Raw genomic sequence first — 21,683 nt, 5'->3', positions numbered from 1 at the left:
CCCTCCGTCGGCGGATGTCGAAGGGTCCCCGCCCGCAGGCGGGGACCCGACCGGCGCGCGCTCCGGAGAGCCGCAGCGCCAGCCGATGACCCCCGCGCCGTTGCGATGGCCGATCCACCGTACGTCGAGCCTCCACGAGGAACGGAACCCCTCGTCCCCCATCGCAACCAGAGCGTTACACAGCTTCCGGCGCAGCGATCAGGCGGCGTCCTCGACGTCGAACACGACGACCCGCGCACTCGCCGCACCGATGAACTCGGCCACCGGCCGGTGCTCCGGGTGCGGCAGGTACCCGGAGAGCGCTGCCCGATCGCGGAACCGGACGACGAGCATCCAGTGGAACCCGCCCTCCAACCCCTCGGTGCTCACGCTCGTGCCGGCCTGCACCGACTCGACCCCCTCGACCCGCGGCAGGTGCTCACGCGACAGGGCCGAGGCCTCGGACGACCGGTCCTCCCCGTCCCACTCGACCAGCACGGTGTGCGTCACTCCGGACACGTGGTCCCCTTCCTCGAACGCAAGAATGCGAAAACGCCAAAAGCCCAGAACGGCAGATCAGAACGCCGGCGTCCCGCCAGCGATCGTGATCGTCGACCCGGACTGGTAGCTCGACTCAGGGCTGACCAGGTGCACGTAGGCGGCACCGAGCTCAGCGGGCTGCCCGGGACGGCCGAACGGCGAGCTCTCACCGAAGTGCGACACCGTCTCGGCGTCGTCGGAACCCGGCTGCAGCGGCGTCCACACCGGCCCCGGCGCGACGGAGTTCACCCGGATGCCCTTCGGGGCGAGCTGCTGCGCGACGGCCTCGGTGAAGAGCTTGATCGCGCCCTTCGACACGGCGTAGTCGATCTTGTCCGGCGAGGGCGTGGACGCCTGGATCGAGCCGGTCGTCACGATGGTCGAACCGGGCTCGAGGTGCGGCACGGCGGCCTTGGTCAGCCAGAACAGCGAGTAGATGTTGGTCTTGAAGGTGGAGTCGAACATCGACGTGTCGAGCGTGAGGATGTCCTCGTTGCTCTCCATGCGCCCCGCGACCATGACCAGGGTGTCGAGACCGCCGAACTCGTCGACGCCCTTCTGCACCAGGTCCGTGCAGTACTGCTCGTCGGAGATGTCCCCGGGGAACAGCACGGCGCGACGGCCCTCGGACTCGAGCAGGTCGCGGACCTGTTCCGCGTCCTCCTGCTCGTCCGGCAGGTACGAGAGCACCAGGTCCGCACCTTCGCGCGACAGGGCGATGGCGGCGGCACGGCCGATGCCGGAATCGGCACCGGTGACGATGCCGCGGTACCCCTTCAGCCGTCCGAGCCCGACGTAGCTCTCCTCGCCGTGGTCGGGCTTCGGGTCCATCTTCCACGCGGCGCCCGGCAGCGACTGCTCCTGCTTCGGGTACGGCGGTGCCGGGTAGAGGGTGTTCGGATCGCGCTTCTCGTACTGGCTCATGGCCCCACTGTCGTCGCGGCGCCCGCACGGGCGCTCAGCTGGTGGGTGACGGACGCCGAGCAGGCGACCCCGGTTCTGGAGACGGGTGGGGACGGACTGGAGGCGCGGTGCCAGCTGAAACCGCGCCTCCAGTCCGTCAGGTGGTTCAGACGCCGGCCGTGGTCCGGATCCAGGACGAGGCCTGCGACAGCAGGGCGTAGTTCGAGCCGGCCTTGGTGTTCGCGCCGGGGTCGGCGCTGTCGCCGGTGGAGCAGACGGCGACGACCTTGCCGTTGACGAGCAGCGGGCCGCCCGAGTCGCCGTGGTTCGATGCGCCGGTCACGCCGGTGAGGTGCTGGGCACGACCGCTGAAGGCGTCGGTGCTCGCGCCGGTGAGCGAGACGGTGGCCTGGTACAGGCCGTCGGACTGGGTCGCGTTGGCACGCAGGCCGTAGCCCTGGATGGTGCCGGTGCCGCTCGACTTGGCGGTCGCGGTGAGGTCGAGGGGTGCGTAGGTGGACAGCGAGTAGGCGGTCCGCAGGTGCACGAGCGCGATGTCACCCGCCGGCGAGGCGCTGACGCGGTCGACGGCGACGGCCGTACCGCGGTTGACGGTGGAGTTGGAGTGGTAGACGTTCATCGCACCGATGCCGTCGATGCAGTGCCGGGCGGTGAGGATCCACGAGGCGTTGAGCTGCTCGCCGGTGCAGTTGCTGACGTAGCCGGAGGGGATGGAGCCGCCGGAGGCTTCGAGCTGCACCGCCCACGAGGTGGTGGGGGCCTTCTCGCCGCCGACGACCTTCGTGCTGACGGGCAGCGCGGACGCGGGCGAAGCGGCGAACACGCCGGCGGTGATGACGGCGACCGCGGCGAACGCGGCTGCGATGGACTTCTTCATGACGACTCCTCTGTCGGTGAAGCACCTGCCAGTTGCTCTGTGCAACTGATGCGTCATCCTGACCCCCTGTCCAGGGGTCGCACCAGTCCGCACTTCGACGGACGCGGCTGCTTGCGGACCCGAACGCCGTGATCCGGTACGCGAACTGGCTGAGCCGTGCGCCATCGGTCTGGTCGTAGCGTCGAAGCATGACGACCAGTGACGCGATCAACCTGCCGGATCGGTTGACTCCGGCCCTGGACCCTGACCTCGAGGTGCTCGACGCCATGGACCGTGTCATCGCGGCGTGCGTGGAGGGGACCTCGGCGACGGAGGCGGGGGTCGTGCTCGCGGACCGGTCCGGTGCGTTGCAGGTCATCGCCTCGACGAGCGAGCGCAGCAGTGAGGCCGAAGAAGCGCAGCTCGGGACGAACGAGGGCTCGTGCCTCGACTGCTACCGGACCGGCGAGACGATCGACGTGCCCGACGTGTCGACGCACGAGTCGGAGTGGCCGACGTTCGCGGCGACGATGCGCGAACGCGGGCTGCAGGGCACGTTCGCCGAGCCGATCCGTCTGCGGGACCGGACCATCGGCTCCCTGTGCGTCTTCGCCGACCACACCCGCGGGCACAGCGACCAGGACGTCGTGCTGCTCCAGCTGCTCGCCGACGCGGCTTCGGCTGCCCTGGTCCGACAGCGCGACCGCGGGGTGTCGACCACGATCGAGGAACAGGTCGAGGACGCGCTCGAGGCCCGGGAGCTCCTCGAACAGGCCAAGGGCGCACTCGCGTACCGACGGGGCATCCGGATGGACGAGGCGTTCCAGATCCTGCGACGTGCTGCTGCCGGTGCGGGCCGCGGGATCCGGGCCATGGCGGAGGACGTCGTGCACCGGGGCGCCGACCTCGGCAGCACCGGCTAGGCCCGTCGGGTCCGCGGCCCGTCCGGCTCCGTCCGCAGCACCAGGCCGTGGTGGTCGGTGGTGAGCGTCACCGCGACCACCTCGCCGAACGCGTCGCCGTCGAGCTGCACCAGCTCCGGGGTGTCGACGGTCAGCCGCAGCGTCCGTGCCCGGGTGTACCGGAGTGCGCGTGAGGTCGGCAACACGCGAGCGAGGAGTCGCCCGAACCGGGTGCGCGCGAAGAAGCGGTTGAGCGTCAGGGCGTACCCGACCTTGGTCCAGCCGAACCACCCGGCCGGCCGGAACGCCACGGCGTCGAGGATGCCGTCGTCCGGTCGCGCCGCGGGGAGCAGCAGGATGCCCGCGGTCAGGGTGCCGCAGTTCCCGACGATGATCGTGTGTGCGCTCATGCTGCGGAGCGGGCCGTCGTCGATCCCGTAGTGCACGGGGATCTGCCGGTTGCCGATCACGGACCGGGCGATGGGATCCGAGTAGGCCACCCATCCGAACCGCTTCTTCACCCACGCGTTCGTGTCCGCGGCCATGCTCGCATCGAGCCCGATGCCGGTCATCACCAGGAACGCGTGCGACGTCGTGGTGCCCGCCGGGTCGGTCAGGTCGGCCAGCCCGACGTCGATCGGGCGGTCCGTCCCGCTGAAGCCCGCACGGACGGACCGCACCAGGTCGCCGAGGGGCAGACCGAGGTTCCGCGCGAACAGGTTGCCGGTGCCGCTGGGGAGGAGCGCCACCGGGATCCCGGTGCCGCGGAGTTCCGCGGCGACGACCCGGAGCGTGCCGTCACCACCGGCGACGAGGACGACGCTCGGGTGGGCGTCGCGCGCAGCCCGGGCAGCCGCCCGTCCGTCGTCGTCAGCGCTCGTCTCGAACCAGAGCGACTCGGCCCATCCGTGCGCGCGCTCCTCGGCGCCGAGCACCGCTCGGAGGCGGGCCTGGTCGATCTTGGTCGGGTTCACGACCACCGCCGCTCGGAGCTGCTGCGGTTCGTCCGGGAGGTTCGGCACGGGGCGGCAGTCAGTGGATCCGGAGCTCGGACACCATCGGGCAGACGAAGGGGTCGCGGGCGCCGAGGCCGACGCGGTTGAGGTACCGGACGACGATCCCGTAGGAGCGCAGCAGCGTGGTCTCGGTGTACGGCACGTCGAGGGTGTCGCAGTGGTCACGGACGAGCAGGCGAGCCTGCTTCAGCGCCGGACGCGGCATCGACGGGAACAGGTGGTGCTCGACCTGGTAGTTCAGGCCACCCATCAGGAACGACACCCACCAGCCGCCACGGATGTTGCGCGACGTGCGCACCTGGCGGGAGAAGAAGTCGACCTTCGCGTCGTGGGCGATCGTCGGCATGCCCTTGTGGTTCGGGGCGAACGAGGCACCCATCATCACGCCGAACACGGCCAGCTGCACCCCGAGGAACGCACACGCCATCCCGAACGGCAGGAACCAGAACACCACCGTCAGGTAGATCGCGAAACGCGCCACCAGCAGGGCGCCCTCGAGGACCCGCCCCCGGACGTCACTGCGCCCACCCGTCCCGCGGAGCACCGACATGACCGCAGCCCGGTGCAGGTTGATGCCCTCGAGCGTGAGCAACGGGAAGAACAACCAGCCCTGGTACTGCACGAACACCCGGAGCGGCCCGTTCTTGACGGCGGCGGCGTCCTCCGGCAGGAACCGGATCACGTCCGGCGCGATGTCCGGGTCCTTCCCGACGGTGTTCGGGTTGCCGTGGTGGCGGGTGTGCTTGTTCATCCACCACGAGTAGCTGAGCCCAACGAGGAACGTCCCGACCCAGCGGCCAGCACGGTCGTTCCACTTCTGGGACGCGAACACCTGACGGTGCGCGGCCTCGTGCGACAGGAACGCGAACTGCGTGAACAGCACGCCCAGCGCACCGGCCACGATCAGCTGGAACCACGAGTCACCCAGGAACGCGAACGCGACCCAGCACGCGGCCGTCGCCACGACGAGCGCGGAGAACAGCGCCCAGTAGAACCCCCGACGGCGCTCGAGCAGCCCGGCTTCCTTCACCTGCGCCAGCAGCGCGGAGTACGACGAGGTGCCGCCGGTGCGCGGCCCGGCCGGGGAGCCGGTCTTCCGGTAGCCGCCGGTGAGGGGTTTCGAGCTGGTCTCCCGCTGCGGGCTGGTACCGGCGTGCTGCGTGGTCATGGATTCCCTGGTCGTCATCGGAATGGAGGATCGTTCCGGCGGCCGGGGTCTGGGGCTGCTGGTCCAACGCTAGAGCCGCCGCGCTCCTCGGTGCAAGCCACAGGTCCGCGTGTCCGCTGCTCGGCTACGGTTGTCCCGCCTGCTCGACGGAAGGACCGTTCCCCACATGACCGAGGTACGCGAAGCACGACTGGTCGAGACGTTCGTGACCCTCACCGACAGCCTGGTGGCGGACTACGACGTGGTCGACGTCCTGCAGACGCTGGTCGACCGGGCCGTCGAGCTGTTCGACGCCGCCGCGGGTGCCATCCACCTGCTCGACAAGCACGACGAGCTGCGGGTCGTCGCCTCGACGAGCGAGCGCAGCAGCTTCATCGGTCTGCTCCAGCTCAACGCCGGCGAGGGGCCCTGCATCACCGCCGTGACCACCGGCCGGTTGGTGACGTCGGAGAACGCCGACGACCTGCGGCAGCACTGGCCGCGGTTCGCCGAGGCCTCGCGGGCGCGCGGGTACGCGGGGGTCCACGCCATCCCGCTCCGGCTGCGGGACACCACCGTCGGGTCGCTGAACCTGTTCCGCGAGACCGAGGGGGCGCTGAACGGAGCCGATGCCCGAGCCGCGCAGGCCCTCGCCGACGTCGCGACCATCAGCCTGTTGCAGCAACGGACCCTCGAGCACGCGACCCTCACCGCGGAGCAGCTCCAGCGTGCGCTCGACAGCCGGGTCGCCATCGAGCAGGCCAAGGGGTACCTCGCACGTGCGGCCGGGGTCGACGTCGAGCAGGCCTTCGGCATGATCCGTCGCTACGCCCGCGCCCACCAGCGCTCGCTGAGCCAGGTCGCCGCCGCCGTGGCGCGCGACGACGTCCCGCTCGCCGACCTCATCGGGGCCGGAGCGTCCTGAGGGTTCGCTCGGGACGCTCCGGACCGCGCACGACTACTTCGTCGTCGTGAAGGTGCCCCGGGCCCGCTGGTCCGAGCCGTAGCCACGGGCGTGCACCACGTGCGTGCCCGGCGCCAGCGCCGCCACGGTCTTCGTGATCTTCAGGCGGACCTTGCCGGCGGCGTTGGCAGTCGTGCGGGTGGCCCGACCGCCGTCGATGCTGACGGTGACCGACTCGCCGGCACGGAACCCCGTCGCCGAGATCGCGACCTTGGCACCCTTCCGGCTGCTCGTCGGCGTCACGGCGATGGCCGTGCTGGACGCCTGCGCCTCGGCACACGCGTCACCCGGGGTCCCGACCGCCGGAGCGGACGCGGTCGGCCGTCCGTTCACGCTGCGCACGCCGTCGTCCTCGCGGATGCGCATCGTGCCGACCGAGTCACCGATCACCGAACCGCCCTGGGTGTTGCTGAGGGTCATCGCGTAGTCCGACGTCCGCGAGAACGACGGGGTGCGGTCACCGTTCACCGAGACCGCGACCGTGCGGCAGACCTCACCGGGCTGGAACGTGACGGGCTGCACCGCCGGGCGGATGCGCCCGTCGTACGCCTGGTCGAGGTCGAAGTACACGGTGGTGGCCTGCTCGGCCGGTCGGGAGAGCACGACCGCTGCCCGCACCACCGTGCGCGTGCGGCCCTCGTCGACGAACCGGTCCGCGATGCGTGCGGCAGGACGCTTCGTGACCACCGGGGTGCCGAGGGTCGCAGCGGGCACGAGCGACAGGTCGCTCAGCAGGACCCCGCTGTTCTTCTGCGGGACGTCGATCGTCACCTCGCGCACCGACGTCAGGTCGATGCCGGTGAACGTGTCGAGGGGGATGCGCGCCTGCTGCAGGATCGTCTTGCGCGGGGCCATCCGGGTACCGGGGAGCAGCTGTCCGGCACGGCTGGTGTCGGACAGGCGGCGGGTCGCCACGGCACCGGTCGCGTCGCGGAGGGTGATCGAGACGTTCGCGTTCGTCGTCGCGGTGTCGTCCGGGGTCAGGCGGAGCGACAGCGCCTGGAACCCCGTGAAGTCACCGGCCGCCGGAGCCACCGGGACGTGCACCTGGCCGCCGGTCGCCGCCTTGGTGGGCGAGACGTGCAGGGCGGGGGTGGCCGGCACCGACGACGCCAGGTAGGCCGGGGTGTAGTCCGGGGCGTTGGACGAGATCGAGACGCACGCCGGCAGGATCTGCTTCGCGGGCAGGTTGTCGGTGCTCGCGCAGGTCTTCGCCGTCAGGGCCCCGGTCGTGGTGATCGCCGGGTTCGCGGTGTCGAACAGGGCGAGGTCACGCCGGCTCGCGCCGGGCTGGGAGGCGCTCACCCGGATGTCGGCCGTGCCCAGGGCGGCGGGCTGGCGGTTGGTGCCGTCGAACATCGGCAGGAACTGCTGCTCACCGTCGAGCGTCAGGCGGAAGAAGCCGCTGATCAGGCTCGTGCCGATGGCGTACTGCTGGTCGGACGACAGCCGCGTGGTGTGCTTCGCCTTCGCCCCGCAGACCGCGTCGGACTCGTCGTACCAGTCGTCCGACGACGCCTTCGCGTACTTGCCGGGCGTCCACGTCGTGTTGAAGAAGTTGTGGTTCGCACCCATCACCAGCACCGAGGAGCGCAGCACGTCGTCCCCGAAGGCGGTGCGGGAGTCGTCGTAGAAGTGCTGTCCCTGCAGGTCGGACACGTCGCCGTCGCAGTACGGCAGGACGACCGCCGTGTTCGTGTCCGGCAGGGTCATGCGCCCGAAGTCGGTCGGCGCCAGGGGCAGGACGGCACGGATGCCGAAGGGGTTCGTGCGCTGCGTGTTGAGCAGGGCCGCGCGGACCACGCCGTCACCGCCGCGCGAGTGGCCCATGAGGCCGACGTCCTGCAGGTCGAGCTTGCCGGTGAGCAGCGGCGAGAGCCGGGGCTCCTGTCCGGCGTCCGCGCGCTGCAGCAGGCTGAGGTGGTCGAGGACGAGCTGCCCGCGGGCCACCGCTCCGCCGTCGTCCGAGTAGCTGCCGTCGAGGGCGTTGATCGCGTTCGCGGAGATCGACACGACGACGTTGCCGTGGCTCGCCAGCGCGGTCGCTGCTGCGTTGTAGCCGAGGTAGCTCGGGATGTCGGTCTGTCCCTTCCCACACGGCCACGCCTTCGGGTTGTACGTGCCGCCGTAGCAGGCCTCGTGGCGGCCGTGCAGGAACACCACGACCGGACGCTTGCCCGGGGCGTCCTTCGGCACGAAGACCGCGGCACGCATCTCGCCCTTGCGCCCGAAGCCCTTGATCGTCTCGGCTTCGTTGCCCAGGTCGTAGTCGGCCCGGGTGACCGCGTACTGGCCCGCGGCCGCCGGGTCGTCGGTCAGGGGCGCAGGGGCTTCGCTCGGCGCGACCGTCTGCGGCGCGGTGGCGGCCTGCCGGTTGCCCTGCAGGTCGGTCTCGCCCGTCCAGCCGAGCTCGACGCTGCGGGCATCGGCGACCGCGGGGTCGGTCGTGGTGACCGTCAGCTGCCGCTGGTCGAGGCTCGTCTGCGCGACGCCGATGTCGGTGCCGTCCACGAGCAGGACGGGGGCCGCCGCACGGAGCGGCAGGGGGTCGGCGAGGGTCAGGACGACGGTGTACCCGCCGTCGGTCGGCGTGACCGTCCAGTCGTCACCCTGCGCGACGGGCGTGCCCGGGGTCGTGATCGTGGTCGTCCCCGTCGCGGCGGTGGACCCGTCGCCCGGCGCGGCCGTGGCCGGCAACGCCGCGATCGTGCCGGAGACGGCGAGCGCCCCGGCGATGAGTGTCGAACACGCGATCTGCAGCGCGATGGTGGAACGGCGTCTCGGCGAACGGTTCACGTCGGATCTCCCCTGGTGCGACGGGCATGCGCCACCGCACGCTCCGTCGCCAACAGTAGGGAGCGCGCTGCTCACCGCGGATCGTCCTGGAGGATGAGGTGACGGCTCAGTCCCTGAGGGTCCTCACGGGTGCGACCACCGGGTGCCCGACGGCACGCAGACGGCCCCGCGACCAGGGTCGCGGGGCCGTCGATCGTGCGGGTCGATCAGATGCGGCCGACGGTGCGGCGACGACGACGCAGCAGGACCATGAGCGTTGCACCCGCGGCGAGCAGTGCGGCGGCGATGCTCAGCGGGACGGTCGGGTCCGAGCCGGTGAACGCGAGCTCACCGGTGGGCTGGTCGGTTCCGCCGCCACCGCCGCCGCCGGCGCCTGCGGGGCCGCTCGGGGTGGCGGTGGGCACCACTGCGGGTGCCGTCGGGGTGGGTGTCGCGGTGGGCACCGGTGCCGGGGCGCGGACCGTGATGGTGACCGTCTGGGTGTCGTCCGGGCTGGTGCCGTTCGAGGCGGTGATCGTCACGGTCGAGGTGCCCGGGGTGGTCGGGGTGCCGGAGATGACGCCGGTGGTGCTGTCGATCGTCAGGCCGTCGGGCAGGCCCGTGGCGGTGAAGGTCGGGTTCGGGGTGCCGGTCGCGGTGACGGTGGACGAGTAGGGCACGTCCACGGTGCCGTCGGACGGGGTGCCCGAGGTGATGGTGGGCGACTCGGACGGCGTGCCCGGTGCGGGGCAGCCGTTGGAGGCCGTGATCGTGTTCGTGTCGAGGGTGACCGCGCCGGTGCGGGCCAGCAGTCGGCCCTGCACGGTCGCGCCGGTGGTGGCGGTCACGGACTGCTGCGCCAGGACGGTGCCCTGGAACTGGGCGCCGGTGCCGACGGTGGCGGAGCTGCCGACCTGCCAGAACACGTTGCACGAGCTGGCGCCGCCGGTGATCACGATCTGGCTGGCGGACCCGATGGTCAGGGTCGACGCGGCCTGGAACACCCAGACGGAGTTCGCGCTGCCGGCGAGGGTCAGCGCACCGTTGTTCGCCAGGGCGAGGGCGCCGCCGGAGTACACGCCGGGTGAGAGCGAGAGGCCGTTCAGCTCGGTGAGACCGGTCTGGGTCGGGGAGAGCGACGCGGCGACGTTGTACGCGGTGGTGGTGTCGCGCTGGGCCTGTGCGGCCGCGGCGTCGGTCTGGTGCGTGGTGCCGTTGACGACGCCGTTCGGTGCGCCGCCGAAGCCGGTGATGGACGTGCCCGGCGACAACCCGAGGTCGCCGTTGATCACGGAGGGGCCGGTGTTCGTGACCGCGCTCGCGCCGAGGACACCGTAGGTCGATGCGGTGCCGAGGTTGACCGGACCGTCGATGACCGTCGCGGCGGATGCTCCGCCACCGGTCCCGAGGGTGACCAGCGCGGCGACGGCAGCCGCCGACACGACCAGGAGGGAACTGCGTCTGAGATGGCGAGCCTGCACGGTCCGACCGCTTCCTGCAAGGAGAGGCGGGGTGACGTCGGCGACGAGCGCGCATTCTCGGTGGCTCGAAGTATGCGCTTCTCCACAGTGATTACCTAGGAATGTCTGAACATTCGCCCAAAGCCTGGCAGTTGGCCTGGCTGCCTAGGCGATCCCGGCCTGTGAGCGCATGCTCACCACAGGTTGACCGGCCGCTCTCACCAGCGGACGGGTAGGGAGTTCGGGTCTCCCGTCAGCTGGTGCGGCGCCGGTCCCGGGTAGGACCGGTCGCCCACCCCCCGGACACACGGCGAAGGGCCCCGCGATCGGGATCGCGGGGCCCTTGCTGGTGCCGGGTGCTACTTGATGACGACCTTGATGGTCGGGCTGGTGCTCGTGCTGAGCTCCGAGGTCCCGGCGAAGACGGCGTGCAGGTTGTGCGTGCCCTTCTTCAGCGGGAGCTTCGACGTGACCACGCCGTTCTCCACCGTGACGGTGGCGAGGCGCTTCGAGCCCTGGTAGATCCGGGCGGTGCCGTCGACGCTGAAGCCGGTGGCCTTCACCTGGACGGTCGCCTTGCCACCGCTGTACTTGATGGCGGTGCGGGACGGGGCCTTCTCGACGGTGACCGTCATGGCCTTCGCCGTCTTCGAGTTCGTTCCCGAGTAGACCGGGTCCGCGTTGACGAACGAGGCCGTGACCGCGTGCTTGCCGATGGCGAGCGTCTTCGGCAGCGTCATGCTGGCCGCGCCGTCCTTGACCGGGGCGGTGCCGAGGACCTTGCTGCCGTCCTTGAACGTCACCGTGCCCTGCTGGGTACCGATGCCACCGGCGATGGTCGCGGTGACCGTGGCCGGCTTGGCGGTGCCGTAGGTCTGCTCGGCGGCCGACGCGGTGAGCGTGGTGGTCGTCGTCGGCAGCGTGGCGTGCAGGTTGAACTTGTCGACCGTCGAACCGATCGCAGCCGGGTCGGCCGTGGCCGTCGGCTGGAGGGTCACACCGCAGCTGTCCACCTTGCCGTGCTGCACCGCCGAGTTGAGCGTGGTGCAGTCGCTGGCGCGGATGTTCTCGACGGCGAGCTTGTCGTCGGTGACCGAGACCTTCACGAAGGTGCGGACGTGCTCCTGGTTCTCGACCGAGTTGGCGAAGTGACGCTCACCCTTGGGCTCGAGCGGGTCCGCGCCGTAGCCCTGGGTGGCGTCCGGGGTGGTGAGGTCGTAGTACTTCGAACCGGAGGCCGAGTTCGCCGTCATGTAGATGACGCCGCCGGGGCCGGAGAAGACCTCGGGAGCAGCGGGCTGCTCGTTGACGTTGGCCTTCTTGCCGTTCTTGATCGCGTAGCTGCGCGAGTAGGAGTGGTCGTGGCCCTGCAGGACGAGGTCGACACCCATGTCCGAGAACGAACGCGTGAAGTCGAACCGGCGCTGCTGGTTGTCACGGTCGTTTGCGTGGTCGGCCGGCGAGTAGATCGAGTGGTGGTAGACCAGCGTCGTCCACTTCGCGTCGTCGCCGTAGCGGTTGATGACGTCGCGCACGTAGTTCACGTGGGCAGCGTCCGAACCGGCCGCGTAGGCGTTCGAGTTGATGTCGATGAACAGGACGCCCTTGTACATGTACCAGTAGTCGCCACCCGAGTTCGCGGTGGTGTTGCCGCCCGGGTAGAAGTCCGGCACCTTGAGGGAGTTCGGCACCTGGTTGTGCTGCTCGTAGGCCTTGCCGCCCACGTCGTGGTTGCCGATGGTCGAGGCCCACGGGTAACGCTTCAGCACGTCGCTGCTGTCCGCGAACGCGCCCCACTCGTACTCGTTGTTGGCGTGCTCGACCTGGTCACCACCGGAGACCAGGAGCTCGGCGTCCGGCTCGGTCGACGTGGCGTACTTGAGCGTGTCCGCCCAGCCGGCGCCGTCGTCGTCGGTGAAGCCGGACGAACCGATCTGCGGGTCACCGAAGAACAGGAAGTCGAAGTCGCCGGAGAAGCTCTTCGTGGTGAAGGTGTACGACGCGGACCAGGCCGAGCCGTCCGCCGCACCGACGTGGTATGTGTACGAGGTGTTCGGCTCGAGGGCCGAGATCGTCGCGTGGGCGTTGATGTAGCCCGACTCGGCGGCGATGCCCGGGATGCTCTTGGTGTTCGAGTCGGTCGCGCTCGAGTCGGCTGCGGTGTTCGCGGCCTCCGAGGCGGCGACCGTCTGCTTGGCGTCCGTGAAGACGCCGTCCGTCATGGACGCGGTCTTCTGGATCTCGAGCGACTGCGCGACGTTCGTGGGGAAGTACCACGAGGCGATGCGCTGGCTCTCGGTCGCGCCGACGCCGAGCAGGATGTGGATCGGGCCACCGGTCGAGATGTTGGTGGTGGGGGTGTTCGTCGCAGCGGTGGCGGCGTTCGTGCCGACCATCGAGGCACCGGCGATGAGCGCGGCCCCGAGGACGGCCCCGCAGACGCGGAGGGTGGTGGTTCTGCGCCGGGTAGTGGCGCCGGACAGGAGACTCATGTTGGTCCGTTTCTCAGACGTGGGATGGTGCAGCACGGAAGACTCTGCATGCACTGCAAAACGTCTTGGTAAACGCTGAGTGACAGTTCGTCGCTGTTCAGGAACGAACGCGACGTGCCAGCAGTTCGGTGGCGAGCATCAGCCAGCCGCGAGCCGCTCGACGAACCAGATCATCCCCATCACGAACACGCCGGCGGTCACGGCGCCCGTCACCCAGAGCGACACCCGGTGCGCCTTCCGCCGCAGCAGCGAGAGCGGCGGGAAGACGATGACGATGATCGCGAGCTGCACGGCCTCGATGCCGACGTTGAAGATGAGGAGCGAGACCAGCAGCTGCCACGAGAACGCCTCGTGGATGCCGAGGGCCCCGGCGAACCCGAGCCCGTGGATGAGCCCGAAGGCGAAGACGACGGCCAGGCGGGTCCAGCCGGCGCGGTCGAGCGAGAAGTGTCCGTGCTCGCCGACCACCAGTTCGTCGGCCCGCGATCGACGACGCCAGAGCCGCCACAGGTACCAGCCGGCGACCGCGGCGATCGACAGGGCGATGAGCGGCTCGACGACGATCGCGGGCGGGCTGACCACACCGAGGGCGGCGAGGATGAACGTGATCGAGTGGGCGATCGTGAACGCGGACGCCGTGTAGACGACCTCGCGCAGGCGACGCGACCCGGCGATGAGCGCCACGAGGAACAGGATGTGGTCGATCCCGGTGAGCAGGTGCTCGGCGCCGAGGCGGAAGAACTCCCAGAAGCGCGCACCCGCCGACTGCTCGGTCGAGAACGTGCGCTGCGAGGCGTCGAGGGTGGCCGAACCCGTCCGGTCGTCGACGTCGTAGGTGACGATCGTCTTGGTGTCGCGCACGAAGGTCTCGTCGTCGGGGAAGAGCTCCGACGACACCACGTGCCCGGACTGCGTCTCCGACGGTTCCGGACAGGCGAAGTCCGCGGTCACGTGGGCGTACGGCACCTCGTCCTGCAGGTCGACGGTGACCGTGTCGTCGAGCGTGCCGGTGCAGGCCTGCCCACCGGCTCCGGTCACCCGGAACCGGTCGAACACGTACTTCCCGATCGCGTCGGTGTGGGCTTCGGCAGCCGAGACCATGCCGGGGAAGTCCCCGTTGTCCCAGGCCTGCTGCCCCTGCTCGTGCAGCGCGTCGTCGTGCTCGCTCGTGGCCACCGAGACGAGCATCAGGTCGTACTCGAGCCCGAGCTTCGCCTGCACGACGGTCGGCTTCGTGGACGTGACGTCGGCGTAGACCACCGAGCTGAAGCCGTGCGCCGACGCCGGTGCCGCGCCCGCGAGCACGCCGATCACGACCACCCCGAGCAGCACGAGCGCGGCGACGATGCGTGCGACGAGCGCGAACAGGGGGAGGGAGCGGGCAGGGCGGGCGCGCAGGAGCGCGGCGGTGGTTCCGGAGGGCACGCGCAGACGATCCGGCCCGCAGACGACCGGCAGGTGAACAACCGGTGACCAGCAACGGGACGGCGGTCGGACAGGTCCCCGGACCGGCCCGGAGCGGCCGTCGGGCGTGCTTGCATGGTGCCGTGATCCGCCCCGCCACCCGGACGACCTCCCTGTTGACCGCCGTCGCCCTCGCCGCGGCCGGCACCGCTCTGCTGGCCGGCTGCTCCGGGGCGTCGGACGGCGCCACCGGCGGTACCGGCACCGCCCCGACGGCGACCGCGTCGGCGCACGCCTCGGCCGGGGTCCTGGGCACCGGGTTCTCCGACCCCGACCAGCCGCCGGCGCCCGAGGCAACCATCCACCCCGAGCCCGGTTCGTGGTCCGGGGTGCACGCCCCCGCCGGCTACGACGTCGTGCTGCTCTCCGACGCGGGTGACGCCGCCGACGCTCCGACCCGGACCCTGCTCGACGCCGTCGAGTCGTGGGCCGCGGACGAGGACGTCACCGTCACCCCGGTCTCGGCGAAGGGCCCCGACGACCGGATCGCCGCGGTCCTGCGCGCCGTCGACGCCGAGCCCGACCTGGTCATCACCGTCGGCAACCACATGGTCGACCCGCTCGCGGCGGTCTCGCCGACCGCACTCCACCAGCAGTTCCTGGTCGTCGGTGCCGAGATCGCGGAGCCGACGTCGAACGTCACGGCGGCGGACTGGACGGGCGGCGGGTTCCGCGGCGAGGGCCTCGGGCCGTCGAGTCACTACGACCCGGAGACCTTCACCGAGGACCGCGCGGCCCGCGGCCTGCGCGCCGGACTCGCCGCCGTGCTCCACGACCTGCGCGGCATCGTCGTCTGGGTGCCCTGACCGGGCGCTCCCCCGCTACGCGGTCTCCGGCTCCAGGACGCGCGCCCGCACCTGCGCCGCGGCGCCGAGTGCCACGGCGTCAGACCCGAGCGTCGACTGCGCGAGCCGGATCGTCGCCCCGCTGACCGGCGGTTCCGCGGCGATCGCCGCCGTGATGGCCGGTTCGAGCAGGTCCCAGGACCGTGCGATCCCGCCGCCGATCAGGACGGTGGTGACGTCGAGGATCCCCGCGGTCAGCAGTGCAGCACGGGCCAGGCCCCACCCCGCGGTGGCGAAGACGGCGGCCGCGTCGGCGTCCCCACCGCGTGCGGCGACGGCGACGTCCCGTGCCGAGAGCATCCGCCCGGAGCGTTCGGCGTAGCGGTCGGCGATGCCGCGCGCGCCCGCGATGGTCTCCAGGTGCCCGGTCTGCCCGCAGGTGCACCGGGCGTCGCCGAAGCCGGGGACGTGGCCGATCTCGCCGGCGGCACCGCGCGGGCCGGCGAAGAGCCGCCCGTCGAGCACGAGCGCGCCGCCGACGCCGGTGCCGAGGGTCATCCCGAGCACGTCGGACTCCCCCACGACCGCGCCGGTGGCGATCTCGCCGAGCAGGAACGCGTTCACGTCGTTGTCCAGGGTCGCGGGGACGCCGAGGGCGTCCGTCACCGCGCGGGTCACGCCGTACCCGGCCCATCCCGTGAACGAGTTGCCGGTGACCAGGACGGTCCCCGTGGTCCGGTCGACGACGCCGGCCGCGCCCACCCCGACACCCGCCAAGGAGGCCCGGTGCGTCTCGAGCAGACCCGTCACGGCCCCGAGTGCGGCCGTCACGATCGCCGCCCCGCCCGCGTGGGCGGGCGTCGGCAGGTCGAGGCGGTCGATGACCTCGAGGTCGGGCGTGGTCAGGACGACCTTCGTGTTCGTACCGCCGACGTCGACCCCGGCCAGGACCCGGGTCACGCGGTCACCGCCGCGAGTGAGGCGAGGCGCTCCGTCCGACGCTGCCGTTGCAGCACGGGGTCGGGCACCGGCACCGCGGCGAGCAGACGCCGGGTGTAGTCGGTGGTGGGGTGCAGCAGCGTCGTGCCGGTGGTGCCCTGCTCCTCGACGACGCCCTGGCGCATCACGACGACGCGCTCGGCGAAGTGCTGCACGACGGCCAGGTCGTGCGAGACGAACAGGCACGCGAAGCCGAGGTCGTCCTGCAGCTCGCCGAGGACCTCGAGCACGGTCTCCTGCACGCTGACGTCGAGCGCCGACGTCGGTTCGTCGGCGACGAGCAACCGCGGTTCGAGCACCAGAGCCCGAGCGAGCGAGACCCGCTGGCGCTGCCCGCCGGAGAGCTCTCGGGGGGCACGGGACGCCAGGGTCCGCGGCAGCCGGACGGCGTCGAGCACCTCGTCGATGCGACGACGACGATCGGCCGAGGACATCCCGCGACGGTGCACGGCGAGGGGCTCCGCGATGCACTCGGCCACCGACATCCGGGCGTCGAGGGACGCCACCGGGTCCTGCAGCACGACGCCGATGCCGGAGCGGAGTGCACGTCGGTCACGGCCCTTCGCGGTCCGCAGGTCCTGCCCGAACAGCGACACCGTGCCGGACGTCGGCTTGACGAGCCCGAGCGCCACCCGGGCCGCGGTCGACTTGCCGGAGCCGGACTCGCCGACCAGGCCGACGGTCTCACCGGCGTGCACCGCGATGTCGATGCCCGCGAGCGCGTGGACGGCGCGCGCCCCGCGCCCGAACGTCACCGAGACGTCCCGCAGGTCGACCACCGGGGCCGCACCGGGCCTCCCGGCCGGCTCGGTCTCCGCGTCGGTGACGGGAGCCGACGGACGATCGCCCGCCACGTCGAGCCGCGGCACCGCCGCGAGGAGCCGCTTGGTGTACTCGTGCTCGGGGCGGAGCAGGACGTCCTCGACCCCACCGGTCTCGACGATCTCGCCCTGGAGCATGACCGCGACCCGGTCGGCGAAGTCCGCGACGACCCCCATGTTGTGCGTGACGAGCAGCACGCCGGTGCCGGTCTCGACGGCGAGCGCACGGAGGAGCTCGAGGATCTCGGCCTGCACGGTGACGTCGAGGGCGGTGGTCGGCTCGTCCGCGATGAGCAGCTTCGGCGCGTTCGCGATCGCCATCGCGATGACCACGCGCTGACGCTGCCCACCCGACAGCTGGAACGGGAACGACCGGGTGCGCGACTCGGGGTCGGGGATGCCGACCCGGCGCAGCAGGTCGACGGCCTCGGCCGCGGCGGCGGACGCGGAGACGTCACGGTGGTTCCGGATCACCTCGGCGATCTGGGCACCGACGCGGGTGAGCGGGTCGAGGGCGGTCGCGGGCTCCTGGAAGACCATCGAGACGGTCGAGCCGCGCAGGGCCCGGAGTTCGGGCTCGGGGGCGCCGACGACCTCGTGTCCGGCGACGACGGCGCTGCCCGAGGCCGTCGCGTTGCCGGAGAGCAGGCCCATCGCGGCGAGGGCGACGGTGGACTTGCCGGAGCCGGACTCGCCGACCAGGGCGAGGGTCTCGCCGGGGGCGACCGACAGGGACACCCCGCGCACGGCGTCGACGGTGCCGGACTCGGTGCTGAAGGAGACGCCGAGGTCGGTCGTCCGCAGGATCGGTTCGTTGGTCATCAGCGGCCCCGCACGTCGAAGGCGTCCCGCAGTCCGTCGCCCACCGCGTTGAACGCGCAGACGACCAGGATCACGGCCAGACCCGGCGGCACGATGAGCCACCAGCGTCCGGAGTAGGCGGCGGTGAGTCCCGCCGAGAGCATGCCGCCCCAGTCCGTCGCGGGCGGCTGCACACCGAGCCCGAGGTACGAGACGTAGGCGACCAGCAGGATCGCGTCGGCGACCTGGAACGTCGCCGCGACGACGATCGTCGACACCGAGTTCGGCAGCAGGTGCTTGCCGATGGCGCGGGCGTGCGAGCCGCCGATCGCGCGCAGTGTCAGGACGTAGTCGCGGTTCTTGAGCGTCAGGGTCTCGGCGCGGATCAGGCGGGAGGGCACGAGCCACGACACCAGACCGAGGATGACGATGAGACCGCCGACGCCGGGGTTCGTGATCGCCGAGATGACGAGCAGGATGAACAGGGCCGGGATCGCGATGCCGGCGTCGACGACGCGCATCATCAGGGCGTCGACCCAGCCGCCGACGTACCCGGCGACGGAACCCCACAGGGTGCCGACGACGGTGGCCAGGACCCCGGCGGCGATGCCCACCATCAGGGAGACCTTGCCGCCGTACATCAGGCGGCCGAGGACGTCGTGGCCGACGGCGTCGGTGCCGAGCCAGTGCGCGGCGCTCGGGCCCTGGTTGGCCTGCTCGAGCAGCGTGTGGGTCTGGTCGGTCGGGTACACGAACGGGCCGACGAAGCAGAACAGCACGATGACGACGATCAGGGCGAGGCCGATCACGGCGAGGGTGTTGCTCCGGAACCGGCGGGCGGCGAGCCGGAACCCGGTGGCCGCGACGGTGACGGGGGCGCCCGGGGCTTCGGGGGCCATCTGGACGGCGGTCATGCGCGGCTCGCCTTCACTCGCGGGTCGATGAGGGACTGTGCGACGTCGGCGAGCAGGGTGCCGATGACGGTCGCGATGGAGATGACGAGCACGCAGCCGAGCAGCGTCGGGTAGTCGGAGGACTGTGCGGCGTTCCAGAACAGCAGCCCCATGCCGGGGTAGTTGAACAGCTGCTCGGTCACCAGCGCGCCACCGAACAGCACCGGCAGGTAGTACCCGAGCATCGCGACGACGGGAGTCAGCGAGTTCCGGAACACGTGCCGCCGCAGGATCGTCGCGGTCGAGGCGCCGCCGGCACGGGCGGTGCGGACGTAGTCCTCCTGCAGGTTCTCGAGCGTCGAGGCGCGCATGTACCGACTGAACACCGCGATCATCGCGAGGGCTCCGGTCACCACGGGCAGCACGAGTCCGGCCGGGTCCTGGAACACCTCGGCCAGGGTGGTGCCGCTCGGGGCCTGGGACGGCAGCCACGGCAGCTGCTGGCTGAAGACGATGATCAGGACGAGGCCGAGGAAGAACGCCGGCGTCGAGTAGAAGACGAACGCCAGGGCGGTGGCGGCGTAGTCGACCGCACCGTTGCGGCGGGCCGCCTGGAGCATCCCGACCGGGATCGCGACGACGAGTCCGAGCACCGCGGAGATGCCGGTGAGCACGAGGGTCTTCGGCAGGCGCTCGGCGATGAGCTGCGAGACCGGCTCGTTGAGCGTGTACGAGGTGCCGAGGTCGCCGGTCAGCAGACGACCGAGGAACCGCAGGTACTGCACGGGCAGCGGCTGGTCGAGCCCCTGCGCCTGGTTGAACTGGGCGATCTGCGTGGGGGTCGCGGAGACGCCGAGCACGCCGCGGGCGGGGCCGCCGGGCAGCGCGTGCAGCAGGCAGAACACCACGACGGTGACGATGAGGATCACCGCGAGCGCCTGCAGGACGCGCCTGGTGAGGTAGAGAGCTGTGGTCATGCGGCTTCCGATGGTCGGATTGGAGACGTGAGCCGGGGAGGAGGCGCGGTGCGCGTCGGTCGCGCACCGCGCCTCCAGGGTCGGTTTCCTACTTGGTCCACTTCCACTGGGCCGGGTGGAAGTTGGCGAGCGAGTCCTGGTCGAAGCCGGACAGGCCCTTCTTGACGACCGAGATCTGGTAGTCGGGGCTCGGCAGCCAGATCACCGGCAGGTCCTTCGCGACCGCGGCGCTGTAGTCCTGCACGGCGGTGGCGTCGGTCGAGGTGGTGGTCGCGTCGATCAGGGAGTCGACCTCCTTGTTCGAGTAGCTGCCGAAGTTCGCCGAACCGCCGGTCTGGAACAGCGACTCACCGGTCGGGTAGGCCGGGAAGTACCAGCTGCCCGCGGTGCCGAAGAACGACAGGTCCCAGTCGCAGCTGGCCTCGTCCGAGGTGCAGGTCGGGGTCTGCGACAGCACGCTCGACACCGGCGCGGTCTTGATGGTGAAGTCGATGCCGGTCTTCGCGAGCGAGGACTGGATCGCGCTCATCATGTTGTCGGTCACGGTCGAGCCGGACTGCGACAGGACCTGCATCGAGAACTTCGTGCCCTCCTTGACCCCCTCGCCGCACTGGCTGGCGGACGTGCCCGGGTCGGTGCAGACCATCGTGCCGCCCTGCTCCTCCCAACCGTGGCTGGTCAGCAGGTCCTTGGCCTTCGAGGTGCTGAACGGGTACGGGTTCGACTTCTGCACGTCGGAGACGTAGTCGGACTCCTGTGCCTGCGGGATCGGACCGTAGGTCGAGGTGGCGGTGCCGTTGAAGACGACCTTCGACAGCGACGTCTGGTCGATCGACATCTGGACGGCCTGACGGGCGTACAGCTGCTTGAAGACGGCGCCCATCGTGGGGTTGTTGAAGTTGTACGGCATGTACGTGATGGCCCAGCCGGTCCACGGCTCGACCTCGTAGCCCTTCCCGGTGAAGGACGCCTTCTGGTCCATGTCGGTGGCGTTGATGTACCCGTAGTCGACCTCGCCCGAGCGGACGGCGTTCACCTCGGCGTCGGCCGTGGTGAAGGGGAGCAGGTTCACCGTGGTGATCGACGGCTTCTCGCCACCGTCGTACTTCTTGTTGGCTGTCAGCGTGACCTTGCCGGCCGTGGTGAAGGTCTTGACGCCGTAGGGACCGGAGATGGTCTTCCACAGGTCGTCGGTGGCGTAGTCGGAGATCTTGCCGGCGGCGGTGTTGAGGTACTTCCACACCTGCTTCGCGCCGGCGGTGGTCTCGTCGGCGTCGGTCACCTTCGCGGTCGCGCTGGTCTTGTCCCAGGCGTGCTGGGGCAGCGGGATGATGTGGCTCAGCTGGTTGGCGAGCATCCAGTCCGAGTTGTAGGCCTTGTCGAACGTGATGGTGAAGTGCGTGTCGTCGACGGCCTTGAACGACGTCCAGTTGTCCGGCGCCTTGCCCTTGGAGTACGAGCCCCACTGGTCCTTGTTCGCCTTGATCAGGTTGAACCAGAACCCGACGTCGCGGCTCGTGATCGCCTCGCCGTCCGACCAGTGCCGGTCGCCGAGCGTCATGGTGACGCTCTTGCCGTCGTCGGCGAACTTCGCGTCGGTGGCGACGGAGCCGGCCTTGTTCCACGCGATCTTGCCGGTGGAGCCGTCGTACGCGACGAGCGGCTCGTACAGCGACTGGGCGATGGAGCCGTTGTTCGTGTTGAGGTGCGCGGCGGTGCCGATCGGCAGGATCCAGTTCGGCGTGAAGTTGGCGGGGAGCGCGTAGTCGATCTCGTCGGTCGATCCCTGCGAGGCGTTGCCGCCTCCGGAACAGCCGGCGAGCAGCGCGCTCACGGCGATCGCAGCTCCGGTGAGGAGCGCCCAGCGACGGGGCTTGGACATGCGGTG

General features: G+C 70.8%; 17 protein-coding genes. 3 read left to right on the top strand and 14 right to left on the bottom strand.

What is annotated here, in order from left to right; genetic code table 11:
• Window positions 1-198 precede the first annotated feature (198 nt).
• The 3 genes from DEJ08_RS01325 to DEJ08_RS01315 all read right to left on the bottom strand — a co-directional run bounded on the left by DEJ08_RS01325 (window position 199) and on the right by DEJ08_RS01315 (window position 2,320).
• On the bottom strand, window positions 199-498 hold the full coding sequence (locus DEJ08_RS01325) for a Dabb family protein (RefSeq protein ID WP_181439011.1): 300 nt from the start codon (window positions 496-498) through the stop codon (window positions 199-201).
• 57 nt (window positions 499-555) lie between these two features.
• A complete protein-coding gene (locus DEJ08_RS01320; protein WP_110858568.1) occupies window positions 556-1,443 on the bottom strand; it encodes an SDR family oxidoreductase in 888 nt (295 codons plus the stop codon).
• Window positions 1,444-1,588: 145 nt separating this feature from the next.
• Window positions 1,589-2,320 carry a S1 family peptidase gene (locus DEJ08_RS01315; protein WP_084740785.1) on the bottom strand — a complete coding sequence of 244 codons (732 nt, stop codon included), beginning with the start codon at window positions 2,318-2,320 and terminating at the stop codon, window positions 1,589-1,591.
• Between the two features lie 188 nt (window positions 2,321-2,508).
• Between DEJ08_RS01315 and DEJ08_RS01310 the strand changes: the two genes are divergently transcribed.
• Window positions 2,509-3,222, top strand: coding sequence for a GAF and ANTAR domain-containing protein (locus DEJ08_RS01310; protein ID WP_111047968.1), 714 nt, complete (start codon window positions 2,509-2,511; stop codon window positions 3,220-3,222).
• Here the strand turns inward: DEJ08_RS01310 and DEJ08_RS01305 are convergent.
• The gene (locus DEJ08_RS01305; protein ID WP_111054789.1) at window positions 3,219-4,223 is read right to left on the bottom strand and encodes a diacylglycerol/lipid kinase family protein; all 1,005 of its coding nucleotides are present in this window, start codon (window positions 4,221-4,223) and stop codon (window positions 3,219-3,221) included. The genes DEJ08_RS01310 and DEJ08_RS01305 overlap by 4 nt on opposite strands.
• A 10-nt stretch (window positions 4,224-4,233) precedes the next feature.
• On the bottom strand, window positions 4,234-5,385 hold the full coding sequence (locus DEJ08_RS01300) for a fatty acid desaturase family protein (RefSeq protein WP_111054788.1): 1,152 nt from the start codon (window positions 5,383-5,385) through the stop codon (window positions 4,234-4,236).
• 166 nt (window positions 5,386-5,551) lie between these two features.
• Between DEJ08_RS01300 and DEJ08_RS01295 the strand changes: the two genes are divergently transcribed.
• Window positions 5,552-6,289: a GAF and ANTAR domain-containing protein gene (locus tag DEJ08_RS01295; RefSeq protein ID WP_111054787.1), complete on the top strand. Its 738-nt coding sequence runs from the start codon at window positions 5,552-5,554 to the stop codon at window positions 6,287-6,289.
• Between the two features lie 33 nt (window positions 6,290-6,322).
• Here the strand turns inward: DEJ08_RS01295 and DEJ08_RS01290 are convergent, their stop codons facing one another.
• From DEJ08_RS01290 to DEJ08_RS01275, 4 genes are all read right to left on the bottom strand, one after another.
• Window positions 6,323-9,124, bottom strand: coding sequence for an alpha/beta hydrolase (locus tag DEJ08_RS01290; protein ID WP_111054786.1), 2,802 nt, complete (start codon window positions 9,122-9,124; stop codon window positions 6,323-6,325).
• Window positions 9,125-9,330: 206 nt separating this feature from the next.
• On the bottom strand, window positions 9,331-10,545 hold the full coding sequence (locus tag DEJ08_RS01285) for an ice-binding family protein (protein ID WP_239001383.1): 1,215 nt from the start codon (window positions 10,543-10,545) through the stop codon (window positions 9,331-9,333).
• A 377-nt stretch (window positions 10,546-10,922) separates the two neighbouring features.
• Window positions 10,923-13,055: an Ig-like domain repeat protein gene (locus DEJ08_RS01280; protein ID WP_111054785.1), complete on the bottom strand. Its 2,133-nt coding sequence runs from the start codon at window positions 13,053-13,055 to the stop codon at window positions 10,923-10,925.
• Between the two features lie 138 nt (window positions 13,056-13,193).
• Window positions 13,194-14,480 carry a HupE/UreJ family protein gene (locus DEJ08_RS01275; RefSeq protein WP_111054784.1) on the bottom strand — a complete coding sequence of 429 codons (1,287 nt, stop codon included), beginning with the start codon at window positions 14,478-14,480 and terminating at the stop codon, window positions 13,194-13,196.
• Between the two features lie 122 nt (window positions 14,481-14,602).
• Between DEJ08_RS01275 and DEJ08_RS01270 the strand changes: the two genes are divergently transcribed.
• Complete coding sequence (locus DEJ08_RS01270) at window positions 14,603-15,325, top strand: type 1 periplasmic-binding domain-containing protein (protein ID WP_111054783.1); 723 nt, start codon at window positions 14,603-14,605, stop codon at window positions 15,323-15,325.
• A 15-nt stretch (window positions 15,326-15,340) separates the two neighbouring features.
• Here DEJ08_RS01270 and DEJ08_RS01265 read toward each other — a convergent pair whose 3' ends face one another.
• The 5 genes from DEJ08_RS01265 to DEJ08_RS01245 form a co-directional block, all read right to left on the bottom strand.
• Window positions 15,341-16,264: an ROK family protein gene (locus DEJ08_RS01265; RefSeq protein ID WP_027467215.1), complete on the bottom strand. Its 924-nt coding sequence runs from the start codon at window positions 16,262-16,264 to the stop codon at window positions 15,341-15,343.
• The gene (locus DEJ08_RS01260) at window positions 16,261-17,946 is read right to left on the bottom strand and encodes a dipeptide ABC transporter ATP-binding protein (protein ID WP_111054782.1); all 1,686 of its coding nucleotides are present in this window, start codon (window positions 17,944-17,946) and stop codon (window positions 16,261-16,263) included. The genes DEJ08_RS01265 and DEJ08_RS01260 overlap by 4 nt, the downstream gene beginning before the upstream one ends.
• On the bottom strand, window positions 17,946-18,839 hold the full coding sequence (locus DEJ08_RS01255; protein WP_111024068.1) for an ABC transporter permease: 894 nt from the start codon (window positions 18,837-18,839) through the stop codon (window positions 17,946-17,948). The genes DEJ08_RS01260 and DEJ08_RS01255 overlap by 1 nt, the downstream gene beginning before the upstream one ends.
• A complete protein-coding gene (locus tag DEJ08_RS01250) occupies window positions 18,836-19,795 on the bottom strand; it encodes an ABC transporter permease (RefSeq protein WP_027467218.1) in 960 nt (319 codons plus the stop codon). The genes DEJ08_RS01255 and DEJ08_RS01250 overlap by 4 nt, the downstream gene beginning before the upstream one ends.
• An 88-nt stretch (window positions 19,796-19,883) precedes the next feature.
• On the bottom strand, window positions 19,884-21,677 hold the full coding sequence (locus tag DEJ08_RS01245) for a peptide ABC transporter substrate-binding protein (protein ID WP_111039708.1): 1,794 nt from the start codon (window positions 21,675-21,677) through the stop codon (window positions 19,884-19,886).
• Window positions 21,678-21,683 lie beyond the last annotated feature (6 nt).

This window comes from Curtobacterium sp. MCLR17_054 (assembly GCF_003234335.2).
GTDB classification, from domain to species: domain Bacteria; phylum Actinomycetota; class Actinomycetes; order Actinomycetales; family Microbacteriaceae; genus Curtobacterium; species Curtobacterium flaccumfaciens.
This window is presented reverse-complemented; position numbering and strand designations above follow the sequence as displayed.

Bases quoted from the DNA above. Each gene is read 5' to 3' on its own strand.
- DEJ08_RS01295 (WP_111054787.1), top strand. From the start codon at position 5,552: ATGACCGAGGTACGCGAAGCACGACTGGTCGAGACGTTCGTGACCCTC.
- DEJ08_RS01320 (WP_110858568.1), bottom strand. From the start codon at position 1,443: ATGAGCCAGTACGAGAAGCGCGATCCGAACACCCTCTACCCGGCACCG.
- DEJ08_RS01250 (WP_027467218.1), bottom strand. From the start codon at position 19,795: ATGACCACAGCTCTCTACCTCACCAGGCGCGTCCTGCAGGCGCTCGCG.
- DEJ08_RS01260 (WP_111054782.1), bottom strand. From the start codon at position 17,946: ATGACCAACGAACCGATCCTGCGGACGACCGACCTCGGCGTCTCCTTC.
- DEJ08_RS01245 (WP_111039708.1), bottom strand. From the start codon at position 21,677: ATGTCCAAGCCCCGTCGCTGGGCGCTCCTCACCGGAGCTGCGATCGCC.
- DEJ08_RS01300 (WP_111054788.1), bottom strand. From the start codon at position 5,385: ATGACCACGCAGCACGCCGGTACCAGCCCGCAGCGGGAGACCAGCTCG.
- DEJ08_RS01280 (WP_111054785.1), bottom strand. From the start codon at position 13,055: ATGAGTCTCCTGTCCGGCGCCACTACCCGGCGCAGAACCACCACCCTC.
- DEJ08_RS01255 (WP_111024068.1), bottom strand. From the start codon at position 18,839: ATGACCGCCGTCCAGATGGCCCCCGAAGCCCCGGGCGCCCCCGTCACC.
- DEJ08_RS01310 (WP_111047968.1), top strand. From the start codon at position 2,509: ATGACGACCAGTGACGCGATCAACCTGCCGGATCGGTTGACTCCGGCC.
- DEJ08_RS01315 (WP_084740785.1), bottom strand. From the start codon at position 2,320: ATGAAGAAGTCCATCGCAGCCGCGTTCGCCGCGGTCGCCGTCATCACC.